This is a genomic window from Kitasatospora sp. NPDC093679 (genome assembly GCF_040683455.1).
GTDB classification, from domain to species: Bacteria; Actinomycetota; Actinomycetes; order Streptomycetales; family Streptomycetaceae; genus Kitasatospora; species Kitasatospora arboriphila.
Genome location: NZ_JBFBDW010000008.1, coordinates 79,165 through 92,080, shown reverse-complemented (window position 1 = coordinate 92,080; position 12,916 = coordinate 79,165). Strand labels below are relative to the sequence as shown.

Here is a 12,916-nt window from a genome sequence, read left to right as displayed (position 1 = left end):
CGTGGTCGTTCTGCCGTGGCCCGGCCGTCGTGCAGACGGGCGTCAGGCCGTCACCGGTGTTCGCTGCTGCAGCGGTTCGCCGCAGTGCTCGGCGGAGACCGGGGCGAACCGCCCGGTGCTGTTGTCCAGGACGTACGCCTGGGCGGTCGCGAAGTCGAAGTACATCCCGACCAGACGCAGGGTGCCGGCGGCCACGCGGCGTTCGACCGCGGGATTGGCCAGCAGTTGGTCGAGCTGCTGGACCACGTTGGTGATGCAGAGCTCCTCGACCGGGTCGGCGGCGGGTCGGTCGGTGAAGCTCGCAGGCGCACGCTTGGAGCGGGCGAGTGAGCCACGGCCGTTGCGCAGCCAGCGCACGAGCGGGGTCGGCGTGCCGGGCTGCTCGTGGATGCCGTCCAGCAGGGCCTTCATCGCGCCGCAGCCGGAGTGCCCGCAGACCGTGATCGAGCCGACCTCCAGCACCTCGACCGCGTACTGCACGGCAGCCGCCACCGAGTCGTCCGCAGCGCCCGGTTCGTGGGGGGCGGGGACGAGGTTGCCGACGTTCCGGACCGTGAAGAGGTCGCCCGGGCCGCTACTGGTGATCATGCTGGTGACCATCCGCGAGTCGGCGCAGGTGAGGAACAGCTGCGAGGGCGTCTGGCCCTCGCGGGCGAGCCGGGCCAGTTCCTGCCGGACGAGTGGTGCGGTGTGCTCCTGGAAGCCCCGCACGCCGTCGAGCAGTCGGCCGTGTGCGTCGCCGCCGTCCTGCTCGATGCTGTGGTGGCCCATCCACGGTGTCCAGGCCCGGAACTGCCGCGCTCCTGCGGCCGGATCCGGCTCCATGGTGCCGTCGGGGTCGAGTGCCGCGTCCCGGCCGTGCTGGTCGGTCACCATCGCGACCCGCCCGCCGGCGGCCTGGTACATGGCCCGCCAGGTGTGCAGCGCCTCGTAGGCGGCGTGGTCGAGGAAACTGCCGTCGTGGTGGACGGTGACCGCCGCGCCGGGGGGAATCCGGCCGAGGGTGCGGCTGAGCCGGGGGACGGCGGCGAAGGTGAGCGGCCCGTGCGTCCGGACGCGGTGGGAGCCGTCGGGCTCGGCGGTGACGTCGACGCGGGCGCGGGTCAGCCGGTGGAGGGCGAGCAGGCCGGCGACCGTTCCGCCGAGCGTCACGCCGAGCGGGACGCCGAGGCCCACCACGCCGAGCACGGTGACCAGGTAGACCGGGAACTCGCGGTGCCGGTGGATGCGCCTGATGTGGGCGTAGCTGACCATCTGCACGCCGACGACGAGCACGAGGGCGGCCAGGGCCGCGAGCGGGATGCGGCGCAGCCCGCCGGCCAGGGCCAGTGCGGCCAGCACCACCCAGCAGCCGTGCAGGACGGCCGACCACCGGGAGACGGCGCCGGCCTGCACGTTGGCCGTGCTGCGGACGGCGCCGCCGGCCACCGGCAGGCCGCCGAACAGGCCGGAGACCATGTTCGCCAGGCCCTGGCCGCGCAGCTCGCGGTCCAGGTCGCTGGTGGTGTGCGTCATCCGGTCGACCGCGACCGAGGAGAGCAGCGACTCCACACCGGCGACGGCGGTGACCGTCAGGACCACGGTGAGCAGGTCCGACCAGTGCTCGGCGAGCAGCCGGCCGCTCGGGGCCGCGGCGAGTGCGTGGTGCTGCCAGCCGGGCAGTTCGACCCGGGCGAGGTGCAGGCCGAGGGTGAGGGAGAGGGTCGTGCCCGCGGCGACGGCGACGAGGGCGGCCGGCAGCCGGGCGAGCCGTGTGCCGATCCGGCCGGCGGCACCGGGCAGGCGGCCGAGGCGGGGCCAGCAGAAGAGCACGGCGACGGCGAGCGCGCCGACCGCCAGGGCCGGCAGGTGGGGCCCGGCCAACTGACCGGGGAGTGCGCGGAGGTTGGCGAGGGCGGAACTCTGCGGCGATCCGCCGAGCACGACGTGGAGCTGGGCGATGGCGATGGCGAGGCCCACGCCCGTCAGCATCCCGTGCACGATCGCCGGGGAGACGGCGAGCGCCGCGCGGGCCACGCGCAGCGAACCGAGCAGGAGCTGGAGCAGGCCGGCCGCGACGGTCACCGCGCAGGCGATCCGCCAGCCGTACTGGGCGACCACACCGGCGGTGATCACGGTCAGGGCCGCCGAGGGCCCGCTGACCTGGAGGGGAGTGCCGCCGAGCAGACCGGCCACCAGGCCGCCGGCGGCGGCGGCGACCAAGCCTGCCGTCAGCGGCGCGCCGGTGGCGAGGGCGATGCCGAGCGAGAAGGGCACCGCGATGAGGAAGACCGCCAGCGAGGCCGGCAGGTCGTGGAGGAGTACGGAGCGGCCTCGGCCGCCCGCCCGTCCGGGGCGGGGCGCCGGCCCGGACGACCGGCCGCCGGACGGCGGCGCGTGGTCGGTGGTGTCCGAGGCGATGGGTGCGGAGGAGATGTCGAGGGTCATGGTGTCCCGTCTTCCGGGGGAACGTACGCAGTCAGGTCCGGTGGTGGTGCTGTCAGCGGATCGGCTGTCGTGGATCGCGACGGTGTGGCGGGATGGTGTGGGCGCGGCGGCTATCCGCGGGGCCCAAGGACCATCAGTCCGGTCTGCCAAGTTTCGGTAAACCGAGAGTAATGAGATCTTTGCACGGCGTGAATACGAACGACAGGCCGGAGCGTTGGATTCACCTTTATGAGTGGAGGCCGGTCGGCTCGGGAACCCGACAGCCGGAAGGGCCGGCGAACGCCCAGCTCAGGGGGTGTCCGCCGGCCCTTCCGGGGGTGCTGCCGCAGCGCCTCGTCCGGCGGCAGCGGGTGGGGGATCAGATCCGGGCCGCGCCCAGCCCGGCCGTGCCGCGGTCCGCGGTGGCGCCGTCGAGTCCGAGCACGAACTCCGGGTCGACCTGCTCGGCGAGGTCCCGGCCCACCTTGGCGTTGCCCCAGCTATCGGCGTTGCGGAGGTGGAAGTGGACCGCCTGGGCGGTGTACTTCCGCGGGTCCCGCAGCCCGAACGCGGCGTCCGCGGCGGCCTTCAGCTCCTCCAGGGTGCTGCGGTTGGCCGGCTCGAGCAGGTTCAGGGCGGGCTCGGCGCCCTGCTCCAGCCGCCGCACCCAGTCGGACTGTCCGAAGGTCGTCAGCAGGTCGTCGCCCACCTCCCGGCGCAGGAAGGCCAGGTCGTCCGGCCCCTGCACCTTGTTGCCGACGACCCGGAGGGCGACGCCGAAGTCGCGCGCGTACTCCTTGTACTGGCGGTAGACGGAGATGCCCTTCCGGGTCGGTTCGGCGACCAGGAAGGTGAGGTCGAAGCGGGTGAACAGGCCGGAGGCGAAGGAGTCCGAGCCGGCGGTCATGTCGGTGACCACGTACTCGTCCTGGCCGTCGATCAGGTGGTTGAGCAGCAGCTCCACCGCGCCGACCTTGGAGTGGTAGCACGCGACGCCCAGGTCCTCCTCGGTGAAGGCGCCGGTGGCCAGCAGCCGGACGGACCCCTCGTCGAGCGCGATCGGACGGGCGCACGCGGCGTACACCGGGTTCTCCTCGACGATCCGCAGCAGTCGCGAACCTCGGCCGGGGGGAGTGGTCTTGATCATCTCCTCCGCGGACCCGATGAACGGGTTGTCGCCGCGCAGGTACTCCTTGATCTCCGGCAGGCGGGCGCCCAGCGAGGGGAGTCCGGCGGCCTGGTCGTCCGTCAGTCCGAGTGCCGGGCCCAGGTGTTGGTTGATGTCGGCGTCGACGGCGATCACCGGGCGGCCGGCGGCGGCCAGGTGGCGGATGAACAGCGCGGACAGCGTCGTCTTGCCGCTGCCGCCCTTGCCGACGAACGCGATCTTCATCTGGGGCTCCGGCTCTCGCTGCGGCGGCCGGCGCCGCCGAAGGGATGTTGGAAATCGTTATCGTCACCGATAGTGGTCATGCTAGCGGTGGTTTGGTATGCCGCGCGGGTGGGAACGCCGGATTGCCTCGATCGGGTGATGCCGGGGTTGCTGTGCGGGGGGTGGGGGGTGGTTCATTACCCTCGGGTACGTGAGCACTGGAACTGATCCCCTCGCCTCGCTGGCCGAGCTGCCCGGGGTGCCCGAGGCCGTCGCCGAGGTGCGCAAGGCCGTCGACCGGCTCTACGGTCACCGCGTGATGCGCCGCCGCGCCGGTGAGGTGACGTCGGAGGCGGCCATCCGCGGCGCCCGGGCGTCGGCCGCCCTCGACGGTGCCGACTGGCCGCTGGAGGAGATCCGGCGGCGCACCGACTTCGGCGGCGACGCCGAGGCCCGCACGGTGGGCGGTGCGCTGCGGATCTCGGCCGAGGCCGGGCAGCTGCTGGGCGTGTGGCGGCACTCGCCGCTGCAGGTGCTGGCCCGGCTGCACCTGCTCGCGGTCGGCGACGCCGACCCGTCCGCAGGCCGCCCGCGGCGCGCGGGCGAGCAGGCGGGGCCGCTCTTCCCGGTCGAGCTGGCGGCCGCCGAGGGCTTCGACAAGCCGGTCGAGGGCGTGGAACTCCCGCCCGCGCCGGGCGCGGAGGAGGTCGCGGCGCGCCTCGACCAGCTGTCACACCTCCTGGCGTCCCGCGCCGAGGGCGCCGCGAACGGTGCGCCCGCCCTGGTGACGGCCGCGGTGGTGCACGGCGAACTGCTCGCGCTGCGCCCCTTCGCCTCCCACAACGGGGTCATCGCACGTGCCGCACAGCGCATCGTCCTCATCGCCGAGGGCCTCGACCCGAAGGCCATCTGCCCGGCCGAGGTCGGCCTCGCCGAGCTCGGTACCGCCTCCTACCGGGACGCCCTGGCGGGATACCTCAGCGGCACCGGCGACGGCATGGCACGGTGGATCCGGCACTGCGGGGAGGCGCTCCGGCTCGGCGTCCGGGAGAGCACCGCGGTCTGCGAGGCGATGCAGCGCGGGATGGTCTGACCGTCCGACCATGTGACCGGCCGACGGCTCGGGGCGTCGGCCGGATCGCTCGAACGGTCCGTGACATGCAGATGCGGCGGCACCTGGTCCTGCTCGGTGCCGCCGCTGGCACAGGGGCCGGGTTACCAAGCATGCACCGGAAGTGCCCATCAGGTGGGGATCTGGCCCGTTCACCTGGTGCGGCGGCCCGTCAGCGGGTCGGCTGCATGTGGGTGCCCAGCTGGCTGTGCGCGGTCCGTGGGCCTGAACTGCGTTGTCGGAACGACCCCTTAGGGTCCTGACCGGGTCTCGCGGGCCGTAAGTCCTTTCTATCGCGGATCGCCTCAAAGCGGAACCCGAAACAAGAACTTTTTCCCGTTTGTCCGATATGGCAACCGGCCTGGTCGGACGGGTCAGGCCACCGGTCGGCGCCGCCGTGCGGAGTACCAGAGCAGGCCCGCCGTGAGGGCTGCCGCGCCGACCGCGACGGCCAGCAGCACGGACCGGCTCGGAGCGCTGAACTCCGGCAGCCTGCTGCGGAGTTCGACCGGACGGTTGAAGACCAGCACCGGCCACTCGCGGGCCGTCGCCTCCTTGCGCAGCGCCCGGTCCGGGTTGACCGCGGACGGGTGGCCGACCGCCTCCAGCAGCGGGAGGTCGGTGGACGAGTCGCTGTAGGCGTAGGACTCGGCGAGGTCGTAGCCCTGCTCGGCGGCGAGCTCGCGGATGGCCGCCGCCTTGTTCTCGGCGTACGCGTAGTACTCGATCTCGCCGGTGTAGCAACCGTCCTCGACCTTGAGGCGGGTGGCGATGGCGTGGTCGGCGCCGAGCAGCCGGCCGATCGGCTCGACGACCTCCGAGCCGGAGCTGCTGACGATCACCACGTCGCGCCCGGCCGCATGGTGCTGCTCGATCAGCGAGGCGGCCTCCTCGTAGATGATCGGGTCGATCAGCTCGTGCAGGGTCTCCGCGACGATCTCGCGGACCTGCTGGACGTTCCAGCCGCGGGTCAGCGCCGACAGGTACTGCCGCATCTTCTCCATCTGGTCGTGGTCCGCGCCGCCGACCAGGAAGACGAACTGGGCGTACGCGCTCTTGAGCACGGCCCGACGGTTGATCAGGCCACCCTGGTAGAAGGGCCGGCTGAACGCGAGCGCGCTCGACTTGGCGATGATCGTCTTGTCCAGGTCGAAGAACGCGGCCGTCCGCGGGGTTCCGTGGGGCGGGCCCGGAGCGGCCGGCCGGGCCGCGACGTCCACCTCGTCCACCTCGTCCACCTCGTCCGTCGCGTCCACCTCGTCCGTCGCGTCCGCCTCGTCCGTCGCGTCCGCCTCGTCCGTCGCGTCCGCTTCGCCGTCGGGCCCGTCCGGGCGGCCGGTGTCGGCGACCGGTCCCCCTTCGCCGCCCTCGGACGCACCCTCGGCTGCGCCGTCGCCCGGTGCGGCGTCGGCGGCCGGCGTCTTTGCTCGGTCGGGGGCGGCCGACGGGGGCGCGTCTGGGGTGGTTGCGCGCCCCGAGTCGGGACCGTTGTCGACGGTGTCGGCGTTCTCGGTGGTGTCCACGGGACCGAGGATAGAGGGCGTGCCGAAACCCCCCGCCATTCGGCGTACTCGGTGGCGCGCGGGTTTGTGTTTCTGGCCGCTCGGGTACACCATGGAAGTCACGGATCGTTCGCGACCGTGCTAACCCGGTCCGGCTCCTCCCCCCCGAGTCGGGCCGTGGATAGACGACCCCCGCTCTCCCCCCCGGCGGGGGTCGTCGCATGTCCGGGCCCGTTTCGCAGGGTAGTTGACACTCCCGGTGTCCACCCGGAACGGATCGGTGACCGCCCGGCCCGTTCGGCGCACATCCGCCACCGCCACGCCGCCCGTGTCACTGTCGGTAACTGATTCATCGGGAATCGCAGGACGCACAGAAGGCGCGTTCTCATGCCTCTCGCGTCAATTCTGCGATGCATTGCCCCCCGGGCGAGTGAAGCGAGTTATCCACAGCCCCGAGTTGTCCACAGCGAATGCCGTGGGCGCATCCGAGGGCCGCCCGCTCCGCCACGGTGGTGCCCGGGCCGCCGCCGCACCCACCCGATCACCGGGCGGGCCGGCAGCCCGCACCGGCCGCCGCACGTGCTCCACGCGCGCCGACCGGCCCGGACCACTCGGACACCGCCCGGCAGCACCGGGCGCCGCCCCTGGGGGAGACGCCATGTCGACACCCACCACCGATTCCCGCCCGACGGGCCGCCCCGCGCAGGCCGGCCCGTTGATCATCACCGCGGACGACGCCCTCGCCGACCACCTCGCCCGGATCTGCGCCGCGGCCGGTGCCGAACCACAGCTGGCCCGTGCCGAACCGCCGCGTGCGCTCTGGGAGGACGCGCCGCTCGTGCTCGTCGGCGACGACCTCGCCGAGTCGTGCTCCGGGCTGCCCCGGCGAGCCGGTGTGCTGCTGCTCGGGCTCGACCTCGACGACGGCAGCGTGTGGGTGCGGGCCGTGCGCCTCGGCGCCGAGCACGTGCTCTTCCTGCCCGACGCGCAGGCGTGGCTGCTCGATCGGATCGCCGACGCGGCGGAGGGCGTCGGCCCGCCCGCGCTCACCGTCGGCGTGCTCGGCGGCCGCGGCGGTGCCGGCGCCTCCACCCTGGCCTGCGCGCTCGCCGTGACCGCGGCCCGCAGCGGCCACCGCACCATGCTGGTCGACGCCGACCCGCTCGGCGGAGGGCTCGACGTGCTGCTCGGCGGCGAGACCGCCGAAGGGCTCCGCTGGCCCGATCTCGCCGGCTCCCGCGGGCGGATCGGCGGGGCCGAACTCGCCGACGCGCTGCCGGAACTGCAGGGTCTCAGCGCTCTCTCCTGGGACCGCAGCGACTGCTTGGCCATCCCGCCCGAGGCGATGCGCAGCGTGCTTGCCGCGGCACGGCGCCGCGGCGGCCTGGTGGTGGTCGACCTGCCCCGCCACCTCGACCCCGCCGCCGCCCGGGCGTTGGAGCAGATCGACACCGCCCTGCTCGTGGTGCCGGCCGAACTGCGCGCCCTGGCCGCCGCGGACCGCGTGGCCGCGGCCGCCCGGATGCGGCTCACCGACCTGCGTGCGGTGGTGCGCGTGCCCGGCCCGGTCGGCCTTCCCGCCGCCGAGATCGCCCGCAACCTGCGGCTCGCCTTCGCCGGCGAGCTCCCGCCGGAGCCCGGGCTCGGCCTCGACGTCGAACGCGGAATGCCGCCCGGTCTGCGGGAACGCGGCCCGCTCGCCCGTTTCTGCAGCGGTTTCCTGGGCGAGGTCATGCCGCCGGTGGCCGCCGCGGGCGGTGCGTCATGACCGATCGTCTTCCGCGTCGGCGGCTGTCCGGCGGCCCGTGGGCCCAACCCGCGCAGCACCGCCGACGCCTCGGTACCGCCCTTCGGCTCGGCGGCGGTGGCTCACTGCGGACGGCCGCGGCCCTCCGCCCCGACGAACACCACCCCGGGCTCACGGCAGCGGTCGGCCGGCGGACCCAGGACGACACCGCGCACGGCCGCGGCGCCCTGCTCGATGCCGTCCGCCTCCACCTGGCCGAGACCGGCGCCCTGCCCACCACCGGGTCCGTCGCCGCCGCGCTGCGTGCCAACCTGCCGACCCTGGGTGGCGACGACGTGCTCGACACCGTGCGTGCGATCCAGGCCGAACTGGTCGGGGCCGGTCCGCTGCACGAGCTCCTCGACCGCCCCGAGGTGACGGACGTGCTCGTCAACGGGCCTGACGACGTGTGGATCGACTGCGGCAGCGGTCTGCAACGGGCACCCGAGGTGCGCTTCCCGGACCGCGAGGCCGTCCGGCGGCTCGCCCACCGGCTGGCAACCGCGGCGGGCCGCCGACTCGACGACGCCATGCCCTGGGTGGACGCCCGCCTCCCGGACGGCACGCGGCTGCACGCCGTACTGCCGCCCATCGCCGCCGGCGGCTGCACCCACATCTCCCTGCGGATCTGCCGGGCGCGCCCGTTCACCCTGGACGAACTCGTCGCCGGCGGCACGCTCACCGGGCCCGGGGCCGACCTGCTCCGCGGTGTGCTCCGCGCCCGGTTGTCGCTGCTCATCAGCGGTGGCACCGGCTCCGGCAAGACGACACTGCTGGCCGCCCTGCTCGGACTCGTCGGACCGGACGAGCGGATCGTCGTCGTCGAGGACTCGGCCGAGCTCCGCCCCGACCACGCCCACGTGGTGCGTCTGCAGAGCCGCCCGCCGAATCAGGAGGGACTGGGTGAGCTCACCCTCCGCGACCTCGTCCGGCAGGCCCTGCGGATGCGTCCGGACCGACTGGTCGTCGGTGAGGTCCGCGGCGCCGAGGTCGTCGACCTGCTCGCCGCACTCAACACCGGACACGACGGGGGGTTCGGCACCGTCCACGCCAACGCGGCCGCCGATGTACCGGCCCGCCTCGAAGCGCTCGGATCGCTCGCCGGGCTCGACCGGCTCTCGCTGCACAGCCAGCTCCGGGCCGCCGTCGACCTGGTCGTCCACCTCGTCCGGGATCCGGCCACCGGGCAGCGGCGGATCGCCGAGCTCCACACCGTGGAAGGCGATGCCCGCGGCCTGACCACCACCCGACCCGCCCTGCTCTTCCGGCCCGACGGCCGGTGCGCGACCGGGCCGGGCTGGGCCGCACTGCAGCACGCCTGCGCCGAGCGCGGCGTCGCCCTCGCGGGGAGGCCGGAATGACGCTCCGCCAACTGGAGGCCCTGTGGGGCCTGGCGCTCTGCGGGACGGCCGGGCTGGCGTGGTGGCTGCTCGAATCGGCCGTCGCCGGGCCGAAGCGCGGCCGGGCGGCATCCGGTGAGCGGAGGCGGCCGTGAGCGGGCCGTCGAGAGGGACGACGGCCTTCGTCGGCCCGCCGGCCGCGCATCCGGGCGGCACGCTGCGGCACCGGGCCGGCCACGGGCGTGCCCACCGACTGCTCGGCACCACGGACGGGCACCCTTCCGGGCGCAGCGGAGCGGCCCTGCACGCAGTCGCCCGGCGCATGACGGCGGCCGGACAACGGCCGCGGTGGCTGATCCCCGAACTGGTCCTGCTGCCGATCGGGATCGCGGCAGGCCACGCCGCCTGGTCCCCGGTCCCGTTCCTCGCCGCGGCCGTCGGGATCCTGCCCCTGCGGCGACTGCGCGCCCGGCGCCGGATGGCCGAGGAGGCACGCCGTCGTGCGGCGGCCGTGATCGAGCTGTGCACCGCCCTGGTCGGCGAGCTCCGCAGCGGCGCCACCGCCGAGTACGCCCTGCAGACCGTCATCGGCCGCGGGGCCGCACTCCGGTACGGCCTCGGCGCCGAACCGTCCGCCCGGCTCGCGGCCGCCCGCTACGGAGCCGACGTTCCCGCCGCCCTCCGCCTGGTCGCCGAACTGCCGGGAGGCCGCGGCGCCGCAGCCGTGGCCGCCTGCTGGCAGGTGAGCGCCGACAGCGGTACCGGTCTGCTGGCCGGCCTGGACCAGCTCGGCGATGCCCTGCGGTCCGAACGCGCCCTCGCGGAGGAGGTGGCCGGTGAACTGGCCGGTTCCCGGGCGACGGTCGCGCTGCTGGCAGCGCTTCCCGTGTTCGCCCTCCTGCTCGGCACGGCCCTCGGTGCCCACCCGCTGTCGACACTGCTGCACACGCCGGCAGGGCTGGCCTGCCTCGCCGTCGGCGCCGTGCTGGAGATCACGGGACTCCTCTGGACGGCCAGGATCGTCAGGGCCGCCGAGGACGGTCCCCCGGCCGACCCGGACCGGGCAGCGGACGAGGACTGCGGGCGGAGTGCGGCGTGGTCTCCCTGCGGACTCACCCGCCGACGCGCGGACCACCGGGAACCACCCAGGCGGCCGCACCCCGGCACCTCGGGGGAGGCGGTGGCCGGGTGACCGCCCTCACCGCGCTGACCGCCGTACTGTCAGTCGCCCTCGCGGTACCGGCACTCCTGCCCGGTCCGGCACGGCGGCGCGACCTCCGACGGCGCCTGCGGCGCTGTCTGTCCGACCACCGTGTCAGCCGTCGCCCCGGCGACCGCCGCCGCTCCCGCCGAACACGGAGGCCGCCGCGCAGGCTGCCGGGCCGCGCCTGGTGCTTGCCGCTGGCCGTCGGCCTCGGTACGGCCGCCGCCGTGGGCGGAGCGGTGGGTCTCGTGGCCGGGGCCGGGGCGGCCGCGGCCGCCTACCGCTGGCTGCCCCGGCCCGTACGGCGGGCAGCGGCCGAGGAGGAGCGCCTGCTGCGCCAGTTGCCGCTCACCGCGGAGCTGCTGGCCGCCTGCCTCGGCTCGGCCTCCTCGCCCGGCCCGGCGGCCGCTGCCGTGGCGGCCGGCCTGGATTCCCCGATGCGTGACCGGCTGGCGGCGACTGCGGCGCAACTCGCGCTGGGAGCGCCGCCGGAGGTCTGCTGGGAGCAACTCGGGGCAACCAGCCCGGCCCTGGCGCCGCTGGCCCGCTGCATGGCCAGGACCAGCCGCAGCGGCACACCGCCGGCTGCCGCGCTGAGCGGCCTCGCCCAGGCGCAGCGGGCGGCCGCAGCCCGGGCCGCCCACGCCAGGGTCCGACGCGCAGGCGTGCTCGCCACGGCTCCGCTCGGGCTCTGCTTCCTCCCCGCCTTCGTCCTGATCGGCATCGCGCCGGTCGTCATGGGCCTCGCCGCCCTCTTCGCGCATCGGATCTGACGCCACGTCCGCCGAAGGCGCCGTCCCGTCCCACCCGCCCCGACTCGAACCGGGCCCTCCCAGAAGGAGTATGCGATGTACCAGCCCACCGTCCGTCTGACCGACCTCCCGTCCCCGAGGGCCGACGCCACCGAGGCAGCCCCCGACCCGGCAACCGCGGCGCCCCTCGTCCCGACCTCCGTGGCTCCGCCGCCCGGCCCTCGGAGCCGTCGAGCCCTCGGGCTCCGCAGACGGCTCGAACTCCGCCGACCGCTCGGGCTGCGCCGCATGGCCGTGGCCCGTGCGCGCCTCGCACGGCGTCTCGCCCGGCGCATCCGCGGTGCCGTGGTCGGCCCGCCGGACGCCGGTATGACCACGGCCGAGTACGCGATCGGCACGGTGGCGGCATGCGCCTTCGCCGCGATCCTCTACCGCGTGGTGACGAGCGGGACGGTCTCCGGGGCGCTCGGGGAACTGCTCGACAGGGCCCTCCATGCGGTCTGACCGCCGTCGGCGCGACCCGTCGCATCCGGGTCGACGGGGCAGGGCCGCGGCGGCCCGCAGCAGCAGGCCCCGCGACGCCGGGACGGCCACCGCCGAGACCGCGGTGGCGATGCCGGCCATGGTGCTGCTCATGGCCACGCTGATCTGGGGCCTCATCGCCGCCGCAGGCCAGATCCGTTGCGTCGACGCCGCCCGGATCGCGGCGCGGGCGGCTGCACGAGGGGACTTTGACGCGGCGGCGGCCGCCCGCGTGGCGGCTCCGCCAGGTGCGTCCGTCGAGATCGCCCGGGACGACGACACCGTGCGGGTCACCGTCGAGGCGCCCTTCCCCGCCCCCGGCCGGATCGGTGCGGCGTTGTCGGTCCGGCTGGGAGCCTCTGCGGTCGCCGCCCGCGAGGACGTGCCGAGCGGGGCGGAGGGCGGCACGCCATGGCCGTCCTGAGAAGGCGATCTGCCGCGTCCGGCCGTCCGCACGCCCTGTCGCCCGAGCCGTCCCCCGGAGTGTCCCCCGATGCGGGCTCGGCCACCGTCTGGCTGCTCGCGCTGGGCATGCTCGGCTGCGCCGTGTTCGCCGTCGTGCTCGCGGTGGGAGCCACGGTGGCGGCCCGCCACCGTGCGGAGTCCGCCGCAGACCTGGCGGCGCTGGCAGCTGCCGAGCGCCTGCTGATCGACCCCGACGGGGGTTGCAGCCGCGCTGCCCGGATCACGGCGGCCCACGGCGCCTCCCTGGTGTCCTGCACCCCCGAGCTGGAGGAGGACGCCGTCGAGGTGGTCGTGGAGGTGGCGGCGGGTCACCTCGGTCTCCTGTCCGGGCCAGCCCGGGCGCGGGCCCGGGCAGGCCCGGTCTGGGCCCCGGCCAGTGCCGGAGACACCTCCACCTCCACCGCCCCCGACGGACCCGAAGTACCCGACGGAGTCGACGCCGGCGCGGCCGGGGCG

General features: G+C 75.1%; 11 protein-coding genes and 1 pseudogene. 9 read left to right on the top strand and 3 right to left on the bottom strand.

The features are described from left to right. Nucleotides 1–42: 42 nt before the first annotated feature. Together AB0O09_RS09565 and AB0O09_RS09560 are read right to left on the bottom strand one after the other, a co-directional pair. Nucleotides 43–2,427, bottom strand: coding sequence for a solute carrier family 23 protein (locus AB0O09_RS09565; RefSeq protein ID WP_363540970.1), 2,385 nt, complete (start codon nt 2,425–2,427; stop codon nt 43–45). A gap of 358 nt (nt 2,428–2,785) precedes the next feature. Beyond that, complete coding sequence (locus AB0O09_RS09560) at nt 2,786–3,799, bottom strand: ATP-binding protein (RefSeq protein WP_363540969.1); 1,014 nt, start codon at nt 3,797–3,799, stop codon at nt 2,786–2,788. 190 nt (nt 3,800–3,989) lie between these two features. Between AB0O09_RS09560 and AB0O09_RS09555 the strand changes: the two genes are divergently transcribed. Then, entirely contained in the window at nt 3,990–4,871 is an 882-nt protein-coding gene (locus AB0O09_RS09555) for an oxidoreductase (protein WP_344622815.1), read from the top strand. A 392-nt stretch (nt 4,872–5,263) separates the two neighbouring features. Here AB0O09_RS09555 and AB0O09_RS09550 read toward each other — a convergent pair whose 3' ends face one another. Next, nucleotides 5,264–6,109 (bottom strand): HAD-IB family hydrolase, encoded by an 846-nt coding sequence (locus tag AB0O09_RS09550; RefSeq protein WP_363541063.1) that lies wholly within the window; start codon nt 6,107–6,109, stop codon nt 5,264–5,266. Nucleotides 6,110–7,049: 940 nt separating this feature from the next. Here AB0O09_RS09550 and ssd point away from each other — a divergent pair. From ssd to AB0O09_RS09510, 8 genes and pseudogenes are all read left to right on the top strand, one after another. Next, nucleotides 7,050–8,159 (top strand): septum site-determining protein Ssd, encoded by a 1,110-nt coding sequence (gene ssd, locus AB0O09_RS09545; RefSeq protein WP_363540968.1) that lies wholly within the window; start codon nt 7,050–7,052, stop codon nt 8,157–8,159. After that, nucleotides 8,156–9,538: a TadA family conjugal transfer-associated ATPase gene (locus AB0O09_RS09540; protein WP_363540967.1), complete on the top strand. Its 1,383-nt coding sequence runs from the start codon at nt 8,156–8,158 to the stop codon at nt 9,536–9,538. The genes ssd and AB0O09_RS09540 overlap by 4 nt, the downstream gene beginning before the upstream one ends. Further along, nucleotides 9,535–9,672, top strand: coding sequence for a hypothetical protein (locus AB0O09_RS09535; RefSeq protein ID WP_363540966.1), 138 nt, complete (start codon nt 9,535–9,537; stop codon nt 9,670–9,672). The genes AB0O09_RS09540 and AB0O09_RS09535 overlap by 4 nt, the downstream gene beginning before the upstream one ends. Continuing rightward, a complete protein-coding gene (locus tag AB0O09_RS09530; RefSeq protein WP_363540965.1) occupies nt 9,669–10,709 on the top strand; it encodes a hypothetical protein in 1,041 nt (346 codons plus the stop codon). Before AB0O09_RS09535 ends, AB0O09_RS09530 begins: the two co-directional genes overlap by 4 nt. Nucleotides 10,710–10,960: 251 nt before the next feature. Beyond that, the gene (locus AB0O09_RS09525; protein ID WP_363540964.1) at nt 10,961–11,494 is read left to right on the top strand and encodes a type II secretion system F family protein; all 534 of its coding nucleotides are present in this window, start codon (nt 10,961–10,963) and stop codon (nt 11,492–11,494) included. 267 nt (nt 11,495–11,761) lie between these two features. Beyond that, the gene (locus tag AB0O09_RS09520; RefSeq protein WP_363541062.1) at nt 11,762–11,977 is read left to right on the top strand and encodes a DUF4244 domain-containing protein; all 216 of its coding nucleotides are present in this window, start codon (nt 11,762–11,764) and stop codon (nt 11,975–11,977) included. Between the two features lie 103 nt (nt 11,978–12,080). After that, the gene (locus tag AB0O09_RS09515) at nt 12,081–12,419 is read left to right on the top strand and encodes a TadE family type IV pilus minor pilin (RefSeq protein WP_363541061.1); all 339 of its coding nucleotides are present in this window, start codon (nt 12,081–12,083) and stop codon (nt 12,417–12,419) included. Beyond that, nucleotides 12,407–12,808, top strand: a pseudogene (locus AB0O09_RS09510) (Rv3654c family TadE-like protein); the annotation flags it as partial. The gene AB0O09_RS09515 and the pseudogene AB0O09_RS09510, both read left to right, overlap by 13 nt. Nucleotides 12,809–12,916 lie beyond the last annotated feature (108 nt).